Raw genomic sequence first — 24451 nt, forward strand, 5'->3', positions numbered from 1 at the left:
CGAGGAGTCTCGCATGCGCCTCCGCCGAACCCGCTTCGTCTCGTCCGCGCCAGCGCTCCCGCGCGCGTGGCTCGTCCTCGCCGCGCTCGCGGCCGTCGCGTGCGAGGCAGCCGATGGCGCGCCGACGCCGCCGCCCGGACCGGGGGGCGGAGGCGAGGTCGACGGCGGCCCGTCCAGCTGCGTGCGTCCCGACGAAGGCTGCCCGTGCGAGCCCGGCACCGAGCCCGTCGAGTGCTACCCCGAGCCGGTCGTCGTCGACGGCGAGCGCGTGTGCCTCGGCGCAGGCGAGCGCTACTGCCGCGACGGCGCGTGGACCGCGTGCGAGGTCGCGCCCTACGAGCGCACCCCCGGCGTCGTCACCGCGCCGCTGATCACCGGCCCCACGCAGTGCAACGCGTGCGACCCGCGCTGCTTCGAGTACGTCGATCAGCCCACGACGCCGGGCGACGTCACGTCGGGCAACTCGTCGGGCGTCGTGCTCCGCCCCGGCGGCACCGGCGTCGAGCTCCCCCCGAGCGGCACGTACATGGGCAGCGGCGATCGCGACGGCGACGGCGTGCCCGACGACTTCGACGCGTTCCCGACCGACCCCACGCGCGACGGCTTCACCGAGGAAGGCGGCATCTTCCACCTCCTGCCCGAGGGCGCGACCGAGGGCCCCGATCCGATCTCGATCAGCACCACGATCAACGCCGCCGACGTCTACGTCCTGATGGACGCCACCGCGTCGATGGCGGGCGAGATCTCGACGCTCCGCAACGCGCTCACGAGCGGCAACTACCTCGGCGGCACGCTCTATCCGTCGCGCGCGGTCAGCGGCAACGAGGCGATGGGCAGCGCGTACGACTTCGGCACCGATCCGCTGCCCGGCGTGTATCCCGTCACCGGAACCACCGCGGGCATGGCGAACGATCACGCCGCCGGGTGCTCGGGCGGCGGCACCGCCGCCGACGCGGTGTTCCGCTTCACGCTCACGTCCGAGCAGACGGTGATGATCGAGACGCTCGAGCCGCTCGGCTACGACACCGTCCTCTCGCTGCGCAATTCGACGTTCGGCGAGGTCCAGTGCGTCGACGACGTCGGCGGCAGCCGTCGCTCGCAGATCACGCGCACGCTCGCCGCGGGCACCTACTACATCCTGCTCGAGGGCTGGAACGGCGGCGCCGGCACCTACGCGATGAACGTGCAGTTCCAGGGCTCGTCGGCGTGCCGCGGCATCCTGGGCGCGATCAACTGCATCATCCCGAACGCGCAATTCGGCGTCGGCTACTTCCGCGAGTACCCGCTCACGCCGTACGGCTCGAGCGAGAACCCGGTCTACGTGCACGTGCAGGACGTCACGTCGGACTTCACCGCGGTGCAGAACGCGGTCAACGGCCTCGTCACCCAGGGCAACGTCGACTGGCCCGAGTCCATGGCGCAGGGCCTCTACTCGACGGTCACGGGCAACGGCCTCGGCACGTACTATCCCGCGCGCGGGTCGAACCCGTCGTTCTCGGCGTGCCCCGCGGGGCGCTGGGGCTACGGCTGCTTCCGCACCGGCGCGATCCCGATCGTGATCGGCTTCAGCGACGCGCCGATGCACGAGGGACCCGATCGCCAGTTCGACTACGCGTTCGATCAGCGCTGGCCCGCCGCGACCACGGTGTCGCTCGAGCAGGGCGGCTCGGCCTCGATGCGCTACCGCAACGACACCCAGGCGACGGCCTGGGACATGGGCGACATCACGGCGACGGTCGGCTCGAACCAGCAGGTCGTGTACGCGGGCCGCACCCGCTGGACCCAGGGCAGCTCGACCTACCGCCTCGGCAACGACTACGACACCGCCGTCGTCGGCTGCAACGGCTCGGGCGAGGACGCGGTGTTCCGCTTCACGCTGACCCAGCGCCGCCGCGTGCAGCTCACCACGTACAGCCAGTTCAGCAGCTACGACACGGTGCTCTCGTTGTTCCGCAGCTCGGTCACCGCCGCGAACCGCGTCACCTGCAGCGACGACATCTACTTCAGCGGCACCGCGTCGATGATCACGACGGTGCTCGACCCCGGCACCTACTACGTCGTCGTCGACGGCTGGGACGGCGCGGACGGCAGCTACTACCTCTCGGTCAACGGCCGCGTGCCGACCGACGGCTCGCCGCCCTACCCGAGCGCCCAGGCGCCGGCGTACTGGGAGCACACCTCGCACGCGCTGCGCGCGCGCAACGTGAAGTTCATCGGCATCCGCTCGTGCAGCGACGGCGCGAGCGGCGACGAGGGCACGTTCTGCCCCGACCTGCTGCAGGACCTGCGCGACGTCGGCATCGCGACCGGCAGCGTCGACGACTCCGGCGAGCCCTTCGTCTACACGATCTCGAACAGCGGCTCCGGCCTCGACAGCACGGTCGTGCAGGCCGTGCAGCGCCTCGCGAACTACTCGCGCATGGACGTGAGCGCGCGCGCCACCGACGACCCCGCGACGGCGTTCGACGAGCGCAATTTCGTGCAGTCGATCACCATCAACAACTGCCCCGCGTCGCGCTGCACCGGCCCGCGCACCGGCTCGATGTGCGGGCAGTGCCTGCCCGGTAGCGACGTCGGGTTCGACGTCGTCTTCCACAACACCGGCGTCGCGCCGACCGGCGTGCCGCGCACCGCGGTCGCGCAGGTGTTCGACTTCACGCTCGAGCTCGTCGGCGACGGCACGTACGTGCTCGACAGCGTCCCGGTGCGCATCGTCGTCCCGCCGGTGCGCGCCGAGTACCCGGCGAGCGGCACCTACTGGCGCGACTACGACTCGACCGCGCGCTGCGCCGACAACGAGCGCCCCGACTGGGGCTCGCTCGCCTGGACCGCGACGACGCCGGCGGGCACGAGCATCGAGTTCCAGCTGCAGGCGGCAGACGATCCGGCCGGCATCCCCGGCGCGCCCCGCGCGAGCATCCTGGTGCCGGGCTCGACGTCGCCCCGCCCGATCCTGCCGGCGCTGCGCGCGCGCGGATACGCCGACGGCCTGCGCCACCTGCGCGTGACCGCCGTGCTCTCGTCGGACGCGCTGCGCTCCTCGACGCCCAACCTCGAGCGGATGGCCGTCGACTACACGTGCGTGCCCGCGGAGTGAGCGGCACTCCGAATCGGCTCGCCGGCGCAGCGCCCTCCCGTCCGCGTGCGACGCACGCTCCCGTGCGGGCCCTTCGCCACCGAGCACTCCAGCTGGAGTGAGCGACACTCCGAATCGGCTCGCCGGCGCAGCGCCCTCCCGTCCGCGTGCGACGCACGCTCCCGTGCGGGCCCTTCGCCACCGAGCACTCCAGCTGGAGTGAGCTGATCGACACACCGGGCGCGGCGGCCTCGCCCGACGATCGACACGAGTGGTCTTCGGGCTAGGATTCGGCCCCGCCAACGCGCCGAGGGCGCGATCCTGCGGCTCCCCGTGACCTCGCGCCCCCTGCCCGATCCTCCGCCCGCCGCGCCCCCGCCGCGCGCTCCGACGCAGCGTCCGCGCGCGAGCCGCGCCTGGCTCGTCCTGCTCGCGCTCGCGGTGATCGAGGTCGTCGCGCACGTCGTCACCCAGTCGCGCGTCGTGCCCTGGTCGGACTGGCAGGGCGCCGCGGCGCGGGTGCGCGCCGACTGGCGCGACGGCGACGTCGTCACGGTCGCGCCGCACTGGGCCGATCCGCTGATGCGCGCCGCGGTCGGCGACCTGCTCGATCTGCGCAGCGCGGGGCGCGCCGATCTCACGCCCTACGCGCGCCTCTGGCAGCTCTCGATCCGCGGCCACCGCAGCGCCGAGGCGCCGGCGCGCGCGCCCGATCACGTCGAGACCTTCGGGCGCGTGCGCATCGAGCGCTGGGATCTCGCGCCCGAGCCGATCCTCTACGACCTGGTCGAGCACGTGATGGACGCCGAGGTCGCGCTCCTCGAGGGCGGCGAGGCGCGTCTCTGTCGCCCGCAGCGCAGCGCTCGTCCCTCGGGCGGCGGGCTCGGCGCGGGCCCGATGACGCCCGCCGAGCGCCACGTGTGCGATCCGCGCCGCCCGTGGCTCTGGGTCGGCGCGACGGTCGAGGAGGATCTCGCGATGCTGCCGCGTCGCTGCGTGTGGCAGCACCCGCAGGGCGAAGAGCCGGTGCGCGCGACCTATCGCGACGTGCCGCTCGGCGAGCGCGTGGTGCTGCACGCGGGCCTCTGGTGGGAGCACGAGCGCACGATGAGCGGCGGTGAGGTCGACGTCGTCCTGCGCGTCGACGGGCGCGAGATCGGTCGCCTCGTGCACCGCGACGGCGACGGCTGGAAGCGCATCGAGGCCGCCATCCCCGAGGCGCTGCGCGGCCAGCGCGGCACCATCGACGTCGAGGTGAGCGCGCCCAACCCGCACCTGCGCACCCTCTGCTGGGCCGCGAGCACGCGCTCCGTCTCCGGCGAGGAGGCCGCGCGATGATCACCGGTCGTCCGTTCGGGTGGCGCGATCACCTCGTCGGCCTCGTGCTGACGGTGAGCTACTGCGCGCTCCTGCTCGCGACCTCGCGCGACCTCGGCATGGCGCGCGACGAGGGCTTCTACGTCGACGCCGCCGAGCGCTACGCGCAGTGGTTCGAGCTGCTCGCCGAGGATCGCGACGCCGCGCTCGAGCAGGCGAGCATCGATCGGTTCTGGGAGAACAACCACGAGCACCCCTCGCTCCCGAAGTCGCTCTTCGCGCTCTCGTGGCTCGCGCACCGCACGTGGGATCTCTTCCCCGAGGACTCGATGGCGTTCCGGTTCCCCGGGATGCTGATGAGCGCGCTCGTGCTGTGGCTCATCTGGGCGTTCGGCGCGCGCGCCTACGGGCGCGCGGTGGGCGCGTTCGCCGCGGTCGCGTGGGCGCTGATGCCCAACGTCTTCTACCACTCGCACCTCGACTGCTTCGACGTGCCGATCGTGACGATGCTGACGCTCGTCACGTACTGCTACTGGCGCTCGCTCGCCGAGCCGCGCTGGGCGATCGTCGCCGGCATCGCGTACGGCCTCGCGCTCGAGACGAAGCACAACGCGTGGATCCTCCCGCTCGTGCTGATGGTGCACTGGCTCTTCTTCGTGATGCCCGGCGAGCTCGCCGCGCGCCGCGCCGGCAAGGGCAAGGTCACGACGCTGGTGCCGTGGTGGCTGCTCGCGTTCGCGGTGCTGGGGCCGCCGATCTTCGTCGGGCTCTGGCCGTGGATGTGGCACGACACGGCCGCGCGCTTCTCGGAGTACGCGTCGTTCCACCTGCACCACGTGCACTACAACACCGCGTTCCTCGGGCGGACGTACTTCGGCCCGCCGGGGCCGATCGTGTTCCCGTTCGTGATGACGCTGATGACGATGTCGGTCGTCGTCGTGATCCTCGCGATCGCCGGCGTCGCGCTGCGGGCGCGCGCGCTGGTGCCGCCGTGGCTCGTGAAGCGCGTGTGGCCGCACGGCCGCGTCGAGGGCGATCGCCAGTGCACGGACGTGCTCGTGTTCGGCTCGATGCTCGCACCGATGGTCGTCATCGCGATGCCGTGGACGCCGATCTTCGGCGGCACGAAGCACTTCATCGCGGGCTGGGTGTTCATGGCGATCTTCGCGGGCCTCGCGTTCGTGCGCGTCGCGCGCGCGGTGCGCGAGTGGGCGGGTGATCACGCCCCGAAGCTCAAGGACGCGACGCCCGCGCTCACGGCGGCGGTGCTGCTCGCGCCGAGCGCGGTCGACACCGTGCACAGCCACCCGTTCGGGCTCTCGTTCTACGGCGCGGCGGCGGGCGGTGTCCCGGGCGCGGCGGACCTCGGGATGATGCGGCAGTTCTGGGGCTTCACGACGGGCAGCCTCGTGCCGTGGCTGAACGAGCACGTGCCCGAGCGCGGCAGCGTGTGGATCTGCGACACGCTTCCGAGCGCGTGGCGGATGCTGCAGCGCGACGGGCGGCTGCGGGACGACATCCGCGCGAGCTGGGATCTCACGGGCGCGGACTACGCGATCGTCCACCACGAGGATCACTTCGTGGAGGTCGACTATCAGATCTGGATGGCGTTCGGGCGCGTCGATCCGGTGTACGTGCTGACGTACGACGGAGTGCCGATCATCAGCGTGTACGAGAACCCGCGGCGCGCGCGCTGAGCACGAGCTCGGTGGCCGCGCTGAGGACGATCGCGAGCGGCGTCACAGCCGTGCACGAGCACGTGGCACGTGCACGTGTACGAGTCACGACGTGGTTCGACCGCGCGCGGGCGCCGCGCTCCGCATCACTCGACGCGTGACGTGGCTCGGTGATCGCGGCCATGCGCGATGCGATCCTGGCGGCGCGGACGACGCGCGGCGCTCGCGTCGCGAGGCGCCGCGTCATGAATCGTGCGCGTCACGACGTCGTCGACCGCGCGAGCGCGGGCTCCGCATCACTCGGGTCGCGTCGTCGCTCGATGATCGCCACGCCGCGCTCCGCGATCCAGGCCGCAGACAGCGCGCGGCGCTCGCGTCGCGAGGCGCCGCGTCGTGAATCGTACACGTGCACGTGCCACGTGCTCGTGCACGGCTGTTCCAGCGCAGCCGACCTCGAGCCTCCTCCACGGCGACCGAAACCGATGTCCCCAGCTCGCGTCGCTCGCCGAGCCGTGATCCGCGTCGCGCGCGCTGAGCACGCGCTGGTCGCTCGCGAGAGCGCGATCTCGAGGACGACCTGGGTGCTGACCGTGAGGCTTCGGTGCGCACGCTCGCGCAGGGCGCGCTGACGCGCGCTCGCGCTCGCAGCCGTTTCGAGCTGGGTCTCGTCGAGCGGGCCGCTCGTGGTGGGGTTGCTTCGCGGTCGGCGCGATCTCGAGTCCCCGCAGATCGCCACGCCGCGCTCCGCGATCCAGGCCGCAGACAGCGCGCGGCGCTCGCGTCGCGAGGCGCCGCGTCGTGAATCGTACACGTGCACGTGCCACGTGCTCGTGCACGGCTGTTCCAGCGCAGCCGACCTCGAGCCTCCTCCACGGCGACCGAAACCGATGTCCCCAGCTCGCGTCGCTCGCCGAGCCGTGATCCGCGTCGCGCGCGCTGAGCACGCGCTGGTCGCTCGCGAGAGCGCGATCTCGAGGACGACCTGGGTGCTGACCGTGAGGCTTCGGTGTGCACGCTCGCGCAGGGCGCGCTGACGCGCGCTCGCGCTCGCAGCCGTTTCGAGCTGGGTCTCGTCGAGCGGGCCGCTCGTGGTGGGGTTGCTTCGCGGTCGGCGCGATCTCGAGTCCCCGCGGATCGTGCTCGCGTCGGACGTACGCGCCGGTCGCGCGCGACGTCGAACCGTCTGCAGCCCGCGGCGCGCGCGAACCTCCGGCGCGCCTACACCGCCGACGCGGCGCGCGCCGGGTCCGTGGCGACGTGGACCGTTCGCGGGACGGTCGGCGCTTCGTGCCGCGCCACGCGAACCGGATTCGGGGCAGCTCTCGCTCGGAGTGGAGTGATTTCCACCGACGAGAAGCCGGCCCGAGCCGGGCTGCGGATGGTTCGGTCGCCGACGCGGAAGCTCTCGCCGCAGCGCGCCTGGTTCGCGCACGTCGGCGCGCGGCTCGCGCCGGGCCGTCCGCGACGCGACACGCGCAGGCGCGGCTCGCGCCGGCGCGGATCGGGTTCGCGCGACTGCGCGTGCGGCTCTTGATCGACGCCGCTCGGTTCCGCTACCACGTCGGCAGCCAACGGGGGGAACGATGGCGCTCAAGAGTCTGACGAATGCCCAGATCGTGGAGCTGACCGCGGAGCTGCTCGCGCCAGGGGGCAAACGACGCAAGGCGCTCGAAGCCGTGCGCGGCGCCGAGGGTCCGCTCGGACAGCTGGAGCGCGCGTACGACGGAATGATCGCCGCGCAGCCTCCGCCGAACACCGCGCTCGCGAAGCTCGTGACCGAGATGACGTCGCTCGACGCGCGACACGACGCGTGCGTGCGCGCGCTGCTTTATCGCCTCGACGGCGAGATCGTGATCGCCGAGACCGACGAGGCCCGCGTCTCGCTCGGGCTGCTGCGCGACGCGCTCTTCCCGACCGGCGCCGCGATCGTGCAGCGCAGCTATGTGGAAGAGGCCGGCGAGGGCAAGCTGCGCGAGGCACGCGTCACGCCGGCGATGCGCCGCACGCTCGCGAAGCTGAAGTTCCTCGACGGACGCACCGGCGAGGAGCTCTTCGCGCTGCTGCAGTCGAGCGCGCGTGCGCTCGGCGAGGGCGAGGTGAAGCGCGCGGCGCTCGGCGCCGAGGGCCAGCTCGTCCTCAAGAGCGGCGCGGCGCGCAACCAGTGGATCCGCGTGGTCAACTCGGTCGCCGCCTACCTCGCTGCCGAGGGCATCGACGAAGAGCCGATCCTCGGCGCGATCCGCGCGGCCGAGGCCGCCGCGGAGCGCGGCGCGAGCAGCGACACCGATCCCGGTGTCACGCCCGCGCCGGGCGGCGACACGCCCGCGAGCTGATCCGCGCGCTTCGCGCGCGTCCTCTCGATCACGTCACTCGCGCGGGCAGCCGGTGCAGCACGCCTCGAGGCAGGCGACGACCTCGCCTTCGCGGGTCGCTTCGCAGATCGGGGTCGCGGCCGCCACCGGGTCACCGGTCTCGCGGATCGTGCAGCCGGTGCAGTCGGTGGCCGCGAGCTCCTGCGAGCAGCGGTGCTCCGACTCTCCGGGCGTGTGCTGTGTGGTCGTCGTGTCGTCCGACGCGGCCTGCTCGCTGCCGGTGGTGTCGGATGTCGATGCGGGCTCGCTCGAGGACGATCCGCCGCACGCGGAGAGAACGACGACCGAGAGCGCGAGGAGCGACGAGACGAAGGAACGCGACATGGATGGAGCCTCCTGTGCTCGCCATCGACGCGCGAGCACGCGGGATGTTCTCTCATGTCGCGACGATCGCGCGCTCACGCGCTCGCGAGCGGCAGCGTGAACGTGAACGTGGTGCCGACGCCGAGCTCGCTCTCCGCGTGGATCGTGCCGCCGTGGGCGTCGACGATGCCCTTCGTGATGAACAGCCCGAGGCCCGTGCCGCGGCGCGCGTGGCGGCGCGCGGACCAGTACGGATCGAACACGTGGGGCAGCTCCGCGGGCGCGATGCCGGGGCCGGTGTCGGCCACCACGATCTCGAGCGCGCCTTCGGTCAGCGCCGCGCCCACCGTGATCGTCTCGCCGCGGCGGCAGAACTTGATCGAGTTGCCGACGAGGTTCGAGAAGACCTGCAGCACGCGCTCGCGATCGCAGCGCACGACGACGCCGGCCGGCAGCGCGACTTCGGCGACGAGGTGCAGCTCCTTCTCGCGCGCGAGCGGCTCCTGCAGCTCGACCGCCTCGGCGACGATCTCGCGAGGGTCTTCGTCCTTCTGCACGATCGTCAGCCGTCCCGCCTGGATCGCGGCGAGGTCGAGCAGGTCGCGGATCAGGCGCTCCATGCGGCCCGACGCGCGCTGGATCGTCTCGATCAGCCGTCCCGCCGCGTGCTCGTCGCCGGTGCGCCCGAGCAGCGACGCGCTGGTGCGGATCGCGGAGAGCGGGTTGCGGAGATCGTGCGAGACGATCGCGAGCACGTCCTCGCGCGCGACCACCGCGCGCTGCGCCGACTGGTAGAGGCTCGAGTTGTCGATCGCGAGCGCGGCGCGCACGGCGAGCTCGCGCGCGAAGTCGAGATCGTCGTGCGCGTAGCGCCAGCTCGCGCTCGCGAGCGTGAGCGCGCCGAGGACGCGGCCCCGCGCCGCGAGCGGGACGCGGATCACCGAGCGCGCGCCGATCGCGTGGAGCGCCGCGAGATCGACGTCGCTCGCCAAGCGCTCGCGCTCGAGGCCTGGATGGAGCTCGGCCTCGCCGGTGCGGAGGACGCGCGGGGGCTCGCGCGACGACGCCCGGAGCTGCGCGTGCGCGCGCTCGCGCTGGGAGGGGTCCGCGTGGTGCACCAGCAGCGTCCCCTCACGCCCGCTCTCGCCGGGGATCTCGACGACGCAGCAGTCGGCGATCGCGGGCACCGCGAGCTCGACGAGCGAGCCGAGCGTCGTGTGCAGCTCGAGCGACGACGCGAGCAGCTCGGACGCGCGCAGCAGGACGCGCTGCCGGTCCTCGGCGCGCTTCACCGCGGTGATGTCGCGCAGGTAGCCGGTGAACCACGGCGCGCCGCCGCTCGGCACGCTGGTGATCGTGAGCTCGACCGTGAGCGCCGAGCCGTCGCGACGGATCGCCGGCATCTCGAGGCGTCGATCGAGGATGCGGCTCTCGCGCGTCGCGTTGTAGCGCGCGACGCCGCGCGTGTGCGCATCGCGCAGGTGCGGAGGGATCACGAGCTCGGCGAGCGAGCGCCCGAGCGCCTCGTCGAGCGTGTACCCGAACATGCGCGCCGCGGCGCGGTTCCACGCGACGACGCGACCGTCGGCGTCCATCGAGACGATCGCGTCGAGCGCGACGTCGAGGATCGCGGCGGTCTGCGCCTCGGCGAGCTCGGCGCGCGCGCCGACGAACGACGCGACCCCGGCCGCGACGCGCTCGGCGAGGAACGCGAGCGCGATCCGCAGCTCGGCGAGCGCGACGAGCGACGTGTGCGCCGCGACGAGATCGAGGAGGCACTCGCGGAGCGCGTCGTGCTCGCGCACGAAGGCCTCGAGGTTCGCGATCGGACCGACCGACTCGCGCGCACCCTCGCTCGACCCCGCGCGGAGGCTCGTGATCAGCGCATCGACCACCGCGTCGAGCGCGCCGTCGGCCCTCGCGGAGGGCGCCCCGCACGCGAGGAGCGCGTGGCGATGCGCCGCGATCAGGTCGGCGAGCGGAGAGACACGAGCGGGGACACCCGCGGCGAGCGAGCCTTCGGGGAGCGGGCCGGCCACACGACGCAACTAGGCACGGCGGGAGCCGTCCACCGCCCGTCGACGCCGAGGGCGCGCGGTGTTAGTCCGACGCGTCATGGAAGAGCGACGGCGCGTCCTCGAGAAGCACCTCTATCGCACGCTGAAGACGACGTGCGAGCGCTGGGAGCTGCTGCGTCCGGGCGAGCGCGTGATGGTCGCGATCAGCGGCGGCAAGGACAGCTACACGCTGCTCACGCTGCTCGACAAGCTGGTGCCGCGCCTGCCGTTCTCGGTCGAGCTCGTCGCGGTGCACCTCGATCAGGCGCAGCCGGGCTACGACGGCGCGCCGCTCGAGGCGTGGCTCGCGCAGCGGGGCAAGGCGTACGAGATCCTGCGCGAGGACACGTACTCGGAGGTGCTCGCGCGGACGGCGCCGGGCGGCACGTACTGCACGGTGTGCTCGCGCCTGCGCCGTGGGATCCTCTACAGCGCGGCGGAGCGTCTCGGGTGCAGCGCGATCGCGCTCGGGCACCACCGCGACGACGCGCTCGAGACGTTCCTGATGAACCTGTTCTTCGCGGGGAAGATGCAGGCGATGCCCGCGAGCTACGTGACCGACGACGGGCGCTTCCGGGTGATCCGCCCGCTGATCGAGTGCGACGAGGCGCGCATCGCGGAGTACGCGGCGCTCGAGGCGTTCCCGATCCTGCCGTGCAACCTGTGCGGCTCGCAGGAGGGCCTGCAGCGCGAGAAGATGAGCGCGCTGCTGGCGCAGCTCGAGGCGCAGCACCCCGACGTGCGCAGCGTGATGATGCGCGCGCTGGGCAACGTGCGTCCCACGCACCTGCTCGATCCCGAGGTGCTCGAGGCGTGGCGCGCGCGCCCCGAGCACGTGCGCCCGGAGCGCGCGACCGAGACGCGCGAGGCGCGCTACGAAGCGCGCGCGGTGCGGAAGCTGCCGGTCGTCGAGTAGAGCGCGAGGCACGCCGCGGGCGCGAGCGAGAACGTCGCGAAGAGCGCGAGCGCGGCGCGGGAGACGCCGTCGGGCGTGGCGAGCCCGGCGCCGTTCGCGATCACGCCCGCGAGCGCGGCGCCGAGCGCGGTCGCGAAGAGCTGCACGGTGGTGATCGACGCCGACGCGAGCTCGGGCTCGTCGGCGGGCGCGACCTGGAGCACGCGGGTGAGCACGTGCGGCCACGCGATGCCGACGCCGACTCCGAGCGTCGCCAGCGCGGCGGCGATCGGCAGGACGAGCGCGCCGTCGTCGGCGCGCGCGGGCACGAGCCAAGCGCACGCGAGGGTGGCGACGAGCACGATCCCCGGCGCGACCCGCAGCGCGCGCTCGATGGTCCGCGGATCGCGCGCGCTCGAGCCGACGAGCGAGCCGAGCGTCCACCCGCCCGCCATCAGCGCGGCGAGCGCGCCCGCGACGAGCGGCGAGCGCCCGTGCAGCACCTGGAGGAAGAGCGGCGCGAAGATCTCGGTGCTGGTGACGGTGATCGCGAGGAGCGAGAGCACCGCGTAGAGCTTCACCAGCGGCGCGACGAGCCGCGGGAAGACGCGCGACGAGGCACGCCGCTCGACGACGAAGAGCGCGATCACGAGCGCCACCGCGAGCGCGACGAGCGGTGCGCTCGAGCGCGCGACGCTCGCCCCGGACAGCGCGAGCACCGACGCCGCGAGCAGCGCGAGCTGGGCCCACGCGATCGGCGGCGCGACGCTCGTCTCGTTGCGCCCCGGGAGCGCGCGCAGCGCGAGCACGACGAAGAGCGCCGTCGCCGGGACGAGCGATCCGAACGCGGCGCGCCACGCACCGAGCTCGGCGAGCACCCCGCCGATCGCCGGGCCCACGAGCGTCGCGACGCCCCACATCCCCGAGACGAGCGCCATCGCGCGCGGCCAGAGACGCTCGTCGTAGAGGGTGCGGATCATCCCGTAGGGCAGCGCGACGAGGAGCCCGCCGCCGAGCCCCTGCACCACGCGGCCCGCGAGCATCGCGTCCATCGACGTCGCGCTCGCGGAGATCCACGCGCCGGCACCGAACACGATGGACGCCGCGACGTAGGCGCGACGCGCGCCGAGCCGCGCGAGCAAGCGCGCCGAGAGCGCCGACGCGACGATCGACGCGACCACGAAGAGCGTGGTGCTCCACGCGTAGCGCTCGAGCCCGCCGATCTCCGCGACGACCGAGGGCAGGATCGTGGTCGCGACGTAGAGGTCGATCGCGTGCAGCGCGACCCCACCGACGAGCACGAGCGCGCGCAGCGCGCCCGCGCCCGCGAAGAGCTCCCTCCAGCCCGCCACGTCGGCCTCAGGACACGAGCGCGGCGAGCTTGTCGGGGTTGCGCACGATGAACACCTGCGTGACCGCGCCCGCCTCGTCGTAGGCGAACGTGAGCGAGGTGGTGATCGTGCCGTTCGCGCGCAGGACCACGCCGCGCCCACCGTTGAGCTCGGTCGCGATCCACTCGTAGTCGCGCCACCACGCGGCCAGCTGGCGGACGAACGCGAGCACGTCCTGCTTGCCGTGGAGCGGCTCGCGGATCGCGGAGACCTTGCCGCCGCCGTCGGCGCGCAGCTCGACGTCGTCGGCGAGCAGCGCGGAGAGGCGATCGAGCTCGCCCGAGGTGATCGCGACCTCGAACGCGGCGAGCAGCTCGTCCTGCCGCTCGCGCGGCGTCACGTGGCGCACCTTCGCCTGCTCGACGTGGGTGCGCGCGCGCGAGACGAGCTTGCGGCACGCGGTCTCGTTGATCTCGAGGGTGCGCGCGGTCTCGGCGTAGGAGACGTCGAACACCTCGTGCAGGAGGTACGCGGCGCGCTCCTTCGGCGTGAGCCGCTCGAGCACGAGCAGGAACGCGGTGCCGAGCGACGACGCGAGCGACGCGTCGGTGGGCTCGTCCGCGGGCGTGTGGAGCGGCTCGGGCAGCCACGGTCCGACGTAGTCCACGCGCGAGCGGTGCGCGGAGCGCAGCATGTCGATGCAGCGCCGGGTGCACGTCGCGGTGAGCCACGCCGCGGGGCTCTCGACGTCGTGCGCGCCGAGCCACTTCACGTACGTGTCCTGCACCGCGTCCTCGGCGTCGGCGCGCGAGCCGAGGATGCGGTACGCGAGCCCGAGCAGCATCGGGCGCGCCTGGGTGAACGGATCGTCGGTCATCAGTGCCTCGCGACCTGGAATCGGTTCCAGAGGTTGATCATGGCGACGGTCGCGGTGAGCGCCGCGATCTCGGGCTCGGTGAAGCACGCGCGCAGCTGCGCGCGCAGCGCGGCGTAGTCGGTGTCGGGGTGCAGGTGGGTGAGCGCCTCGGTCCACGCCAGCGCGGCGCGCTCCCGCTCGCCGAAGTCGGTGGAGTGGCGCCACACCACGAGGCGATCGAGGCGCTCGTTCGTCTCGCCGTCCTCGCGCGCCTCGCGGGTGTGCATGCGGACGCAGAACGCGCACCCGTTGATCTGCGATGCGCGGAGCGTCACGAGGTGGTGCAGCTTGCGCTCGAGCGGGCGCTCGTCGATCGCGTGGTGCACCGCGCCGAGCGCCGAGAGGACGGCCGGGATCTGCTGTTCGTAACGGATGTCGCTCATGTCGTGTCTCTCCTTCGAGGAGATGACGATCGACGTGGCGCGTTGTGACGCGGGCTGCTCGATCAGATGTCGAACCGCGTCCCGGTCGGGTACGTCAGCTCGAACGGGTCGCCCTGACAGCCCGCGAGCACCGGCACGAAGCGCAGCGTGATGTCGCTGCGCTCCGGGATCTCGCGGCCGAACGGGTTGCCGACGGTCTGGTCGATGACGCCGTCGTTGCCGACCTCGTCGCCGTTGGTCCCGTCGTCGCGCAGGGTCAGGCCGAGGTCGACGACGCGCACCTCGTCGGCGCCCGCGTCGGCGGGCGCGATCAGCGCGAAGAGCTGCACGCTCGCCGCGCCCGGGCGCATGTCGCACGCCTCGAGCTCGACGTGCACCGTCGCGCGCGCGGCGGGATCGAGCGGCCCGATGCGCTCGGGCGTCACCATCGCGCTCGCGATCCCCGTGTACTCGTAGGGATCGCACTCGAGCACACGCTCGCCGGCGCAGCTCGCGGCGAGGTCGTCCGGCGCGCCGTCACCGTCGCACGCCGCCAGGGCGAGGCCCGCGCACAGCAGGAGACACGTTCGCATCATCACGGAACGCTGGGGCGCTGCTTCTCTTCGGCGGGCTCGACCGTCGCCGCGGGCGAGCCGCGACGTCCCGCCAGGCGCGCGGCCTTGCGCGAGATCTCGAGCACCGCCTCGAGCACCGCGATCGCGACGTAGCCCACGATGAGCCACACCAGCGCGAACGACGGGTGGTAGGTCACCGCGATCACCGCGCTCGACGCGATCGTGAGGCCGACGAAGATCACGCTGCGCCAGCCGAGCTTGATGTCCTTGAACGAGCGGAACGGGACCGTGCTCACCATGAAGAACGAGAGCGCGATCACGACGCCGAGCATCACCTCGGGCGCGCTCTGGAGCGAGCCGGTGACCGCGAAGTTCGCGACGATGATCGAGACCAGCGCGCCGGCCGCGCCGGGGATCGGCAGGCCCATGATGTACTTGCCCGGCTTCTTCGGCGCGCCGCTCGGGCTGGTCGCCATCACGTTGAAGCGCGCGAGGCGGATGGCGCCGCACGCGACGTACGCGAAGCTGGCGATGAGGCCGCCGACGCCGAGCGTGTGGAGCGACCAGCGGTAGACGAGGATCGCGGGCGCGATGCCGAACGAGACGACGTCGGCGAGCGAGTCGATCTGCACGCCGAACGCGCTCTGCGTCTTGGTCAGGCGCGCGACGCGGCCGTCGATCACGTCGAAGAACATCGCGAACACGATGAGGAGCGCCGCGCGGTAGAAGTCCTCCGCGCTGGTCTCGCCCGAGCCGTTCGCGGTGGTGCACGCGACGATCGCGTAGAAGCCGCAGAAGATGCTGGAGAGCGTGAAGAGGTTCGGGAGGATGAAGAGCGTCTTCCTCAGATCGAAACGCATGGCCCTCCCCTGCTTCCCGTCACGCACGAAACGCGGCCCAGTCTACGCGCAAAGCGCGAAGAATGTCCCGAGGGTGACGACGCGCAAGGCGGCTCGGTCCAGCTGGAGTCTCGCTGGCGGAGGGGCCGCACGGGAGCGTGTCGCGCACGCGGACGGGAGCGCCCTGTGCCGGCGAGCCGTTTCGACGCTCGCTCAGGGCTCGCCCGGCCCGGCGGCGCGCATGGCGGCGGCGAGGGCGTGGTTGCGGAGGCGGAGATCGCCGGTCCGCTCGTGGCCGTGGGTGAACGCGAGCGCTGCGCCCTCGGCGTCGCCGGCGCGCCACGCGAGCACGCCGCGCGCTTCGTCGGCGTGCGCGCCGCCGGCTCGTTCGTACGCGTCGAGCGCCGCGAGCCGCAGCCGCTCGTCCGCGGCGTCGCCGTGGAGCGCGAGCCAGCCGTGGTAGGCGCGCAGCCGCGCGTCGTCGAGGCCATCGGTGAGCGGGCGTCCGTGCACCGCGTTCCATCGCGCGGCGTAGAGCGCGCGCACGACGAGATCGGGCGCGACGCGGCGCCCGTCGGCGATCGCGCCCCATCGCTCGAGCGCTTCGGGGAAGTCGCCGAGCGTCGCGGCGCGCGCGGTGTCGTCGCCCTCGCCGGCGAGCGCCGGGATCATGCGCTCCACGTCCTCGGCGCGGAGCACGTCGACGACCGCGTCGCCGTGCGCGTCGATCATCCGATCGAGCACGTCGCGCAGCTCGGCGCGGCGCGCCTCTCCGCGCTCGGCGGGCTCGCCGTGGATCGAGGCGACGTTCTGCTCCTCGTAGAGCGCGCGCCGGCGTCGCGCGTCGTCGTCGGTCGGCGGACGCGCGGCGAGGCGATGCTCGTGCTCGATCGACGCGCGCGCGTCGGCGACGTCGATCGCGAGCGGCGGGATTTCCGCGGGGATCGCGGCGCGCGGCGAGAGCCAGATCGCGGCGAGCAGTGAGGACGGAACGACGACGAGCATCGCTGCGAGGAGATCCGGCCCGACGCGGAGACGATGCTTGACTTCACTCATCGCGAAGGGTCAGTGTCGACCTGCCCATGAGCAGCGGACGCAGAGTCCACGAGCGATATGCGCTCACGCTGGATGTGATCCTCAAGCACCCCGACGGTGAGTCGGCGGGCGTGACGCAGAACGTCAGCCTCGGCGGTGCGCTGATCGAGATCAAGGATCGCGTCACGTTCGGTGCCGAGGTCAGGCTACGCCTGCGCCTCGCGCCGCTCAAGGAAGACGCCGAGATCCCCGCGACCGTGCGGTGGATCAAGGACGGCCTGGTCGGCGTGCAGTTCGGCAGCCTCCGCGCGAAGGAAGTCTGGGCGTTCAACCAGATGTTCAAGGACGCGCCGAAGGTCTGATCGCCCTGCGGCGATCTGGTCGCGGGGCGCACGCGACGTCATGTTGGGCGCGTCGATGAGCGCGCACGGCACATCGCCCTCGGGCGCGAGCTGGGACGACCTCCGCATCGTGTTGGCGATCGCGGAGCGCGGGACGCTCTCCGCTGCCGCGACGACGCTCGGGATCAGCCATCCGACGCTCTCGCGGCGACTGCGTGGCATCGAGGAGAGGCTCGGCACGCGGCTCTTCGATCGGACTCCCTCGAGCCTCCGGCCGACCGCCGCGGGCGAGGAGATGCGCGCGCTCGCGGTGCGGCTGCGCGACGAGATCGCCGCGCTCGAGCGCCGCATCGAAGGTCGCGACAGCGGCGTCGACGGAACGGTGCGTCTGACGGCGCCCGACGCGGTCTCCGAGTACCTGCTCCCGAACGTCATCGCCGCGCTCTGCGCCGAGGAGCGCGGGCTGCGGCTCGAGCTGATCGTGTCGAACCAGGCGCTCTCGCTCGCGCAGCGTGCGGCGGACGTCGCGCTTCGTGTCACCGCGAGCCCGGACCCGTCGCTGCGTGGTCGCCGCGTCGGGCACGTCTGCATGGCGGTGTACGGCGCGCGCGAGGTGGTGCGTGGTGCGCGCGAGCCCGGCGAGCTCGGCGGCGTGCCGTGGATCGGCTTCGACGCGGCGCTCGCGTGCAGCGGGCCCGGCGAGTGGGTCGCGCGCCACGTGCCGGAGCGTGATCTGCGCTTCCGCGCGAACACGCTCCTCGGCGCGGCGCGCGCGGCGCGCGCGGGCATCGGGTGCGCGCTCCTGCCGTGCTTCGTCGGCGGCTCGATCCCCGAGCTCGTGCGCGTCGGCGCGCCGATCGACGCGCTGGAGCTCCCGCTGTGGCTGCTGGTGCACCCCGACGTCGCGCGCGTCCCGAAGATCCGGCGCGCCGCCGACGCGCTGGCAGCGAAGCTGCGCGACACGGTGCCGCTCCTGCGCGGCGACGCGGCGGCCTGAGCCGGCGCGCTGGGTCAGCTCGCCATCAGCCGCGAGAGGTGCGACCCGCGCTCCGCGAGATAGACGTGGAAGATGCGCGCATAGTCGGGCACGACCGCCTGCGCGACGCTCGGGCGCGCGGCGAGGGAGGCGCGATACGCGGGCACCTTCGAGAGCGTGTCGAAGATGCGGAAGTCGCCGATCCGATCGAACGTGTCGAAGAGCCGGAACACCGGCGCGAACGCGGCATCGACCAGACCGAAGTCGGCACCGTCGAAGTAGGGGCCGTCGGCGAGGTGCTGGTCGAGCCAGCACATCTTCGCGCGCAGGTCGCCGCACTTGCGATCGAAGCTGGTCGCGTCGGGCGCGGTGTAGAACGCGTAGACGTCGGCGAGGATCGCGGAGGCGAGCTCGGCCCACGCGCGGTGGTGAGCGCGGCGCAGGGGATCGGCGGGGAGCCGAGGCGCGTCCGGCGTGACCTCTTCGATGTACTGACAGATCACCGAGGTCTCGAAGAGCGCGGCGTCGCCGACGCGGAGCAACGGGACCTTGCCGAGCGGCGAGATGCGGAGGAACCACGCCGGCTTGTCGGCGAGGTCCACGTAGGTTCGCTCGAAGGGCACGCCCTTCTCGGCGAGGAGGATCGCAGCGCGCTGGGTGTACGGGCACAGGTGGTTGCTGACGAGCTCGAAGCTGGGCACACGCGACTCCGTTCGTGAGGCGCCGAGGACGCCGACGAGCCGGTTATGGCCGCGCGGTCGTCGCTCGAGGATCGAAGAGTTTTTCAGGCCGCCGTGCAGATTCGATCAGAGCGGGACGAGCACGAGCACGATCACATCCCAGAGCGCGTGCGTGATCAGCGGGACCACGATCCCGCCGCTGAGCTGTCGCTGCCACGTCCAGAGCGCGCCGCACGCGATCGCGAGCGCGATCAGCACGAGCGAGCCGCCCGCGATCTGCGGCACCGTGTAGAGCGCGGTCGCCGCGACGAGCACGGCGCTGCGCTTCACGCCCCAGCGCTCGAGCAGCGCGACGAGCAGGCCGCGGAACACGAGCTCTTCCGCGAGCACGACGAGCAGGAGGAGCGGCACCGCCGCGCGCGGTCCGGGCGGTGCACGCAGCTCGTCGTAGAGGGCGGCGACCTCGCGCTCGAGACCGGGCACGATCGCGACGCCGATCGGGTACAGCACGTGCGTCGCGATCGCCATCGCGAGCCCCGACGCCGCGCCGATCACGATCCAGCGCGGCGACACGCGCACCTCGATGCGCGTGGTGACGAGCGTCGCGGCGATCCCGATCGCGCCGGCCGCCGCGGTGCTCACCCACACGCTCACCTCGCTGCGGATCGCGAGCGACGCCGAGAGCGCGACGAGCGAGATGGCGAACGCGAGCCACGCGACGCGCGGCGAGGCCCGGAGCGCCGTCATCCCCGCGCCGCGCTCGCGCTGCGGAGCCGAGCGCGATCGACGAGCGTCGCGACGAGCCCGCGCTCCGGTCCACGTCGCGCGCGCATCGCCCGATCGACCGCGAGCTCGAGCGTGATCGGCGCGTGATCGGCGATTCGATCCCAGATCGAGTCGCCGCTGGGCACGAGATCGCTCTGCAGTCCCTGCACGAGCTCGCGCGCCATCGCGAGGCCGACGTCGGTCACGAGCGCGACCCACCAGCTCGAGAGCGACGGAGTGAGCACCGGCACGGGAACCATCGCAGGGCGATGACCGAGCTTCGCCGAGACGCGACGCAGCAGCTCCTCGTGCGTCATCAGCTCGGGCCCCGGCACGTCGAGCCAGCACGATCCGGGCACGTCGAGCTCGAGCGCGCGCGAGAGCGCGATCAGCACGTCGTCGATCGCGACCGGCGCGCTGCGGAACTGGGTCCACTGCGGCAGCACCATCGCGGGCAGGCGCGCGGAGAGATCACGCACCATCGCCCAGCTCGCGCTGCCCTCGCCGATGATCATCGCGGCGCGCAGCTCGACGCAGCACGGCGCGCCGGTGCGCAGCAGCTCGCCGGTGCGCAGCCGCGAGCGCAGGTGGCGCGACGCGCGGCCGCTCGGCGCGACGCCGCCGAGGTACACGACGCGCCGGAGACCGTGCGCGCGCGCTTCGATCGCGAAGCGGTCCGCCTCGCGCGCCTCGCGCTCCGGGTAGTCGTGCTTCGTCGAGATCGCGTGCACGAGGTAGTACGCGGCGTCGCATCCCTCCATCGCGCGCGCGATCGACGCGCGATCATCGAGATCGAGGTGCGTCCACGCGCGCTCCGGCCAGCGCGCACGCGCGCGATCCGGGTCACGACTGCCACACACCACGTCGTGCCCCGAGGCGCGGAGCACCGGCTCGAGCAAGTGGCCCACGAAGCCCGTCGCGCCCGAGAGCAACACGCGCACGAGGAGCGACCTAGGTCCGGGTGGCGCACGGCGCCAGCACTGAACCGCGCTTCATTTTCGGGCACCTCGCACCTATCCTCCAAGGTCCGTGCGCGCGCACGCGCGCCAGACGAGGAGCAGCGATGGATCTCTCGTTCACGCCCGATCAAGAAGCTTTCCGCGAGGAGGTGCGCGAGTTCATCCGCACCCAGATGCCGCCGCACCTCGCTGCGAAGGCCGCGGTCGACGGGCACTTCGAGCACGAAGAAGTGATGGAGTGGCACAAGATCCTCTACCGCAAGGGGTGGGTCGCGCCGCACTGGCCGAAGGAGGTCGGCGGCACCGGATGGGACGCCGCGCGTCGCTTCATCTTCTCCGAGGAGCTGGAGAAGGCAGGCGCGCCGACGCTCTCGCCGTTCGGGCTCGCGATGGTCGGACCGCTGATCATCCAGTTCGGATCCGACGCGCAGAAGCAGCGCTTCCTGCCGAAGATCCTCAGCGGTGAAGAGGCGTGGTGCCAGGGCTACTCGGAGCCCGAGGCGGGCAGCGATCTCGCGTCGCTGCGCACCACCGCGGTCGACGACGGCAAGGGCAACTTCGTGGTCAACGGGCAGAAGACGTGGACCACGTACGGGCAGTACGCGGACTGGATCTTCTGCCTCGTGCGCACGAACCAGACGGGCAAGAAGCAGACGGGCATCTCGTTCCTGCTGATCGACATGAAGACGCCCGGCGTGAAGGCGGTGCCGATGCTGACGACCGGGCACACGCCGGCGTTCTGCGACACGTACTTCGACAACGCGGTGGTGCCGAAGGAGAACGTCGTCGGGCCGGTCGACGGCGGATGGACGATGGCGAAGGCGCTGCTCGGGCACGAGCGAACGCTGATCGCCGCGGTGGGCACGTCGACGCGCGCGCTGATCCGGGTGAAGCGCATCGCGCAGGAGCACGGGCTGCTCGCCGATCCCGCGTGGCGCGGTCGCATCGCGCGGCTCGAGGTCGAGCTCGAGGCGCTGCGCATGCAGAACTATCGAGCGCTCGCGGGCGCGCAGCTCGGCCACGCGCCGGGGCCCGAGTCGAGCGTGCTGAAGATCCGCGGCTCCGAGATCCTGCAGCAGGCGATGGAGCTCGCGATGGACGTGATGGGACCGAGCTGCATGGCGTGGTTCACGCCGCCCGGCGTGCTCTCGCCGAGCGAGCAGTGGATCCCGTCGGCCTTCAACTACACGCGCGCGACGACGATCTACGGCGGGTCCAACGAGATCCAGCGCAACGTCATCGCGAAGTGGATCCTCGGGCTCCCTGCCCAGGCGTGAGAGAGGAGTAGACGAGAATGGACTTCGAGCTCACGCAGGAGCAGAAGATGCTCGCCGAGTCGGCGGCGAGCTTCGCGAAGAAGACGTCGCCGGTGGAGCGGCTCCGCAAGATCCGCTCGATGCCGCACGTCGAGGGCGTCGAGCAGCGTCACGCCGCCAAGGCGGATCCGCGCAACTGGGAGCCCGCGGTGTGGAAGCAGATGGCGGAGCTGGGATGGCTCGGCCTGTTCTACCCGGAGAGCGTCGGCGGCCTGGGGCTTCGCTTCTTCGACGCGTCGCTGGTGATCGAGAAGCTCGGCACGACGCTGGTGCCCGAGCCGTACGTCGCGAGCGTGGTGCTCGCGGGCTGGGCGCTGCTCAAGGCGGGCAGCGCGGAGCAGCACGCGAAGTACCTCACGCCGATGATCGAGGGCGACACGAGCCTCGCGCTCGCGTGGCAGGAGCGGCACTCGCGCTACGACGTGACGAAGGTGAAGACCGTCGCGAAGAAGTCGGGCGGCGGTCACGCGCTCACCGGTGAGAAGGTGCTCGTGCTCAACGGGCACGCGGCGGATCACGTCGTGGTGTCGGCGCGCACCGAGGACGGCGCGCTCGCGCTCTTCGTCGTCGATGCGAAGAGCAAGGGCGTCGCGATCGAGAGCATCACGACGATGGACTCGGGCCGCGCGGCGCAGATCCGGCTCGAGGGCGCAGAGGGCGTGCTGCTCACGGGCGGCGACGCGCAGGTCGCGCTCGAGTGGGCCCTCGATCTCGCGGCCGCGGCGGCGTGCGCGGAGGGCCTCGGCATCGCGCGCACCGTGCTCGACATGACGAACGCGTACCTCAAGGTGCGCAAGCAGTTCGGCGTGCCGATCGGGACGTTCCAGGTGCTGCAGCATCGCGCGGTCGACATGTTCGTGCAGACGCAGCTGCTCGAGAGCACGGCGATCCTCGCGGCGGTGCGCGCCGACGACGAAGACGCCGACGAGCGTCGTCGCGCGGTGTCGATCGCCAAAGCGCGGCTCACGGCGGGCGGCAAGTACGTGACGCAGCAGAGCGTCCAGCTGCACGGCGGCATCGGGATCACCGACGAGCACGACGTGGGGCTCTACTTCAAGCGCATGCAGGTGCTCTGCACGCTGTTCGGCGACGACGAGTTCCACCTCACGCGCTTCGCGTCGCGCGACGCGTTCGCGTCGACCGTCGGCGAGTGATCCCGAGCGCACGAGCACGAGCCATCACCGCTCGTGCTCGTGCGCGATCACGGCGCTGCCGCGTCCACGCCCGCGTCGGCCTGCGGGACGGGGTCTTCCTCGACCGGCCCCGTCGCGCTCCGCACGTCCCAGTCGCACGTCGTCGCGCCTTCCGCGAACGCGCGATGGATCACGGTGACGCGCCCGCTGTCCGGGCACGCGACGCGCACCATCGGGCACACCGAGCCGCACGCGTCGTCGTTCTCGCGCAGCACCGCGTCCGCCTCGGCGCACGCGCGCACGTCGGCCTCCGCCGCGTCGCAGACGCGCAGCACCGCGTCACCGCTGCACGAGCCGAGGCCGCACGCGCTCGCGCACCCGATGTCGATCGCCTCGCCGGGCGTGCACGCGATCGACCCGGGATCGCGCCCGTAGCCGCACCCGACGAGCGCGATCGCGACCAGCAGCGCAGCTCGTCTCGCGATCACTCTCCGATCCCTGCCGGGCGAACGGACCAGTCGCACGCGAAGGGATCGTCCTCGCCCCAGCCGCGGGAGGTCACCGTGATCGCGCCGCTGCCGGGGCACGTGACCGCGACCTCGGGGCACACGCCGTCGCACCCGTCGTCGTCCTCCGCGAGGTAGCTCGCGCCGTCCGCGCGGCACTGCTCCGGGGTCGAATTGCCATCGCAGATGCGGAGGAACGTCTCGGCCTCGCACGCGCCGAGGCCGCACTCCGACGCGCATCCCACCACGACGCGCTGGCCCGGGCTGCACACCTCGGTGCCGTCGGCGCGGTGCGGCGCCTCGCGCGCCTCCCACTCGCAGATCTGGCCCTCCACGGTGCGCGGCGCGATCGTCATGCGGCCCGACTCCGGACAGCGCACGACGCGCTGCGGGCAGCCGCCGCAGCTCCGGAAGCTCGTGCCCGAGTCGAGCGTCGCGCTCGTCTCGCTCATGCAGTCCGCGACCGACAGCGTCCCGTCGCACACGCGCAGCGTGGGGCTGCCCTCGCACTCGCCGACGCCGCAGAGCTGCGCGCACCCGACGACGTAGATCGCGCCGGGATTGCACGTGATCGTCTCGCCGTCGCGCCCGCCGGGCGGGAGGATGCCGCGGTGCTCCACCTCCCACTCGCAGCTCCAGTCCCCGAAGCTCTGGAACGGCGCGACGATCACCGAGCCCGAGGGCGGGCACGCGACGCGACCGCGCGGGCACGACGTCGAGCCGCCGCACGAGTTGCCGTCGATCTGCACGAACATCGTGTCGGTCGCGTCGGCGCATCCGTCGCGGCCGAGCGCTCCGTCGCACACGCGGATGTTCGGGAAGCCCTCGCACGAGCCGATGCCGCACTCCGCGGCGCACCCGATGATCAACGTCTCACCGGGCACACACGTCTCTTCGCCGACGCCCGTGCCCGGGCGGGTGTTCTTGCAGCCCGCGAGCGCGAGCACGGAGAGCGGGATCACGAGCCACGTCGATCGCATCACGGCGCGATCGTACGCGATCCGCGCGGGATTCTCCCGAT

At 72.5% G+C, this 24451-nt stretch carries 22 protein-coding genes; 9 read left to right on the plus strand and 13 right to left on the minus strand.

The genetic code is table 11. From position 1 onward, the window contains the following. Nucleotides 1–13 precede the first annotated feature (13 nt). The 4 genes from DB32_RS32525 (at nucleotide 14) to DB32_RS32545 (ending at nucleotide 8402) form a co-directional block, all read left to right on the plus strand. Nucleotides 14–3097 carry a hypothetical protein gene (locus DB32_RS32525; RefSeq protein ID WP_157069647.1) on the plus strand — a complete coding sequence of 1028 codons (3084 nt, stop codon included), beginning with the start codon at nucleotides 14–16 and terminating at the stop codon, nucleotides 3095–3097. Nucleotides 3098–3409: 312 nt separating this feature from the next. Beyond that, a complete protein-coding gene (locus DB32_RS32530) occupies nucleotides 3410–4414 on the plus strand; it encodes a hypothetical protein (RefSeq protein WP_053236544.1) in 1005 nt (334 codons plus the stop codon). After that, a complete protein-coding gene (locus tag DB32_RS32535; protein WP_053236545.1) occupies nucleotides 4411–6090 on the plus strand; it encodes an ArnT family glycosyltransferase in 1680 nt (559 codons plus the stop codon). The genes DB32_RS32530 and DB32_RS32535 overlap by 4 nt, the downstream gene beginning before the upstream one ends. 1562 nt (nucleotides 6091–7652) lie before the next feature. Beyond that, complete coding sequence (locus DB32_RS32545) at nucleotides 7653–8402, plus strand: hypothetical protein (RefSeq protein ID WP_157069648.1); 750 nt, start codon at nucleotides 7653–7655, stop codon at nucleotides 8400–8402. A 33-nt stretch (nucleotides 8403–8435) separates the two neighbouring features. Here the strand turns inward: DB32_RS32545 and DB32_RS32550 are convergent, their stop codons facing one another. Both DB32_RS32550 and DB32_RS32555 read right to left on the minus strand, forming a co-directional pair. Further along, complete coding sequence (locus tag DB32_RS32550) at nucleotides 8436–8765, minus strand: hypothetical protein (RefSeq protein WP_053236548.1); 330 nt, start codon at nucleotides 8763–8765, stop codon at nucleotides 8436–8438. Between the two features lie 74 nt (nucleotides 8766–8839). Continuing rightward, the gene (locus DB32_RS32555; protein WP_053236549.1) at nucleotides 8840–10783 is read right to left on the minus strand and encodes a sensor histidine kinase; all 1944 of its coding nucleotides are present in this window, start codon (nucleotides 10781–10783) and stop codon (nucleotides 8840–8842) included. 58 nt (nucleotides 10784–10841) lie between these two features. Here DB32_RS32555 and ttcA point away from each other — a divergent pair, with 58 nt between their 5' ends. Beyond that, on the plus strand, nucleotides 10842–11717 hold the full coding sequence (gene ttcA, locus DB32_RS32560) for a tRNA 2-thiocytidine(32) synthetase TtcA (protein WP_240481276.1): 876 nt from the start codon (nucleotides 10842–10844) through the stop codon (nucleotides 11715–11717). Here ttcA and DB32_RS32565 read toward each other — a convergent pair. From DB32_RS32565 to DB32_RS32590, 6 genes are all read right to left on the minus strand, one after another. Then, nucleotides 11675–13048 (minus strand): MFS transporter, encoded by a 1374-nt coding sequence (locus DB32_RS32565; RefSeq protein ID WP_053236551.1) that lies wholly within the window; start codon nucleotides 13046–13048, stop codon nucleotides 11675–11677. The two genes, ttcA and DB32_RS32565, sit on opposite strands and share 43 nt — an antisense overlap. Nucleotides 13049–13055: 7 nt before the next feature. Further along, nucleotides 13056–13904 (minus strand): RNA polymerase sigma factor SigJ, encoded by an 849-nt coding sequence (sigJ, locus tag DB32_RS32570; RefSeq protein WP_053236552.1) that lies wholly within the window; start codon nucleotides 13902–13904, stop codon nucleotides 13056–13058. Then, nucleotides 13904–14326, minus strand: coding sequence for a carboxymuconolactone decarboxylase family protein (locus tag DB32_RS32575; protein WP_053236553.1), 423 nt, complete (start codon nucleotides 14324–14326; stop codon nucleotides 13904–13906). Before DB32_RS32575 ends, sigJ begins: the two co-directional genes overlap by 1 nt. A 62-nt stretch (nucleotides 14327–14388) precedes the next feature. Continuing rightward, nucleotides 14389–14901, minus strand: a complete 513-nt coding sequence (locus DB32_RS32580) for a hypothetical protein (protein WP_053236554.1) — start codon at nucleotides 14899–14901, stop codon at nucleotides 14389–14391. Next, nucleotides 14901–15740: a CDP-diacylglycerol--serine O-phosphatidyltransferase gene (gene pssA, locus DB32_RS32585; protein ID WP_053236555.1), complete on the minus strand. Its 840-nt coding sequence runs from the start codon at nucleotides 15738–15740 to the stop codon at nucleotides 14901–14903. Before pssA ends, DB32_RS32580 begins: the two co-directional genes overlap by 1 nt. 192 nt (nucleotides 15741–15932) lie before the next feature. Further along, nucleotides 15933–16775, minus strand: a complete 843-nt coding sequence (locus DB32_RS32590) for a hypothetical protein (protein ID WP_053236556.1) — start codon at nucleotides 16773–16775, stop codon at nucleotides 15933–15935. A 26-nt stretch (nucleotides 16776–16801) separates the two neighbouring features. Between DB32_RS32590 and DB32_RS32595 the strand changes: the two genes are divergently transcribed. Continuing rightward, entirely contained in the window at nucleotides 16802–17116 is a 315-nt protein-coding gene (locus DB32_RS32595) for a PilZ domain-containing protein (RefSeq protein ID WP_053236557.1), read from the plus strand. A 55-nt stretch (nucleotides 17117–17171) separates the two neighbouring features. Continuing rightward, the gene (locus DB32_RS32600; protein ID WP_157069649.1) at nucleotides 17172–18092 is read left to right on the plus strand and encodes a LysR family transcriptional regulator; all 921 of its coding nucleotides are present in this window, start codon (nucleotides 17172–17174) and stop codon (nucleotides 18090–18092) included. 14 nt (nucleotides 18093–18106) lie between these two features. Here the strand turns inward: DB32_RS32600 and DB32_RS32605 are convergent, their stop codons facing one another. From DB32_RS32605 to DB32_RS32615, 3 genes are all read right to left on the minus strand, one after another. After that, the gene (locus tag DB32_RS32605; protein ID WP_053236559.1) at nucleotides 18107–18772 is read right to left on the minus strand and encodes a glutathione S-transferase family protein; all 666 of its coding nucleotides are present in this window, start codon (nucleotides 18770–18772) and stop codon (nucleotides 18107–18109) included. A gap of 105 nt (nucleotides 18773–18877) precedes the next feature. Further along, nucleotides 18878–19498, minus strand: a complete 621-nt coding sequence (locus DB32_RS32610; RefSeq protein ID WP_053236560.1) for a CPBP family glutamic-type intramembrane protease — start codon at nucleotides 19496–19498, stop codon at nucleotides 18878–18880. Continuing rightward, nucleotides 19495–20457, minus strand: coding sequence for an NAD(P)H-binding protein (locus DB32_RS32615; protein WP_053236561.1), 963 nt, complete (start codon nucleotides 20455–20457; stop codon nucleotides 19495–19497). The genes DB32_RS32610 and DB32_RS32615 overlap by 4 nt, the downstream gene beginning before the upstream one ends. A gap of 122 nt (nucleotides 20458–20579) precedes the next feature. Between DB32_RS32615 and DB32_RS32620 the strand changes: the two genes are divergently transcribed. Both DB32_RS32620 and DB32_RS32625 read left to right on the plus strand, forming a co-directional pair. Next, nucleotides 20580–21752: an acyl-CoA dehydrogenase family protein gene (locus tag DB32_RS32620; RefSeq protein WP_053236562.1), complete on the plus strand. Its 1173-nt coding sequence runs from the start codon at nucleotides 20580–20582 to the stop codon at nucleotides 21750–21752. 17 nt (nucleotides 21753–21769) lie between these two features. Continuing rightward, entirely contained in the window at nucleotides 21770–22945 is a 1176-nt protein-coding gene (locus DB32_RS32625) for an acyl-CoA dehydrogenase family protein (RefSeq protein WP_053236563.1), read from the plus strand. Between the two features lie 47 nt (nucleotides 22946–22992). On the opposite strand, the gene DB32_RS32630 is transcribed toward DB32_RS32625, so the two are convergent. Together DB32_RS32630 and DB32_RS32635 are read right to left on the minus strand one after the other, a co-directional pair. After that, the gene (locus tag DB32_RS32630) at nucleotides 22993–23412 is read right to left on the minus strand and encodes a hypothetical protein (protein WP_053236564.1); all 420 of its coding nucleotides are present in this window, start codon (nucleotides 23410–23412) and stop codon (nucleotides 22993–22995) included. After that, nucleotides 23409–24410 carry a hypothetical protein gene (locus DB32_RS32635; RefSeq protein WP_157069650.1) on the minus strand — a complete coding sequence of 334 codons (1002 nt, stop codon included), beginning with the start codon at nucleotides 24408–24410 and terminating at the stop codon, nucleotides 23409–23411. The genes DB32_RS32630 and DB32_RS32635 overlap by 4 nt, the downstream gene beginning before the upstream one ends. Nucleotides 24411–24451: the final 41 nt, after the last annotated feature.

Origin of the sequence: Sandaracinus amylolyticus, assembly GCF_000737325.1 — a bacterium.
In the GTDB taxonomy this organism is placed as follows: domain Bacteria; phylum Myxococcota_A; class Polyangia; order Polyangiales; family Sandaracinaceae; genus Sandaracinus; species Sandaracinus amylolyticus.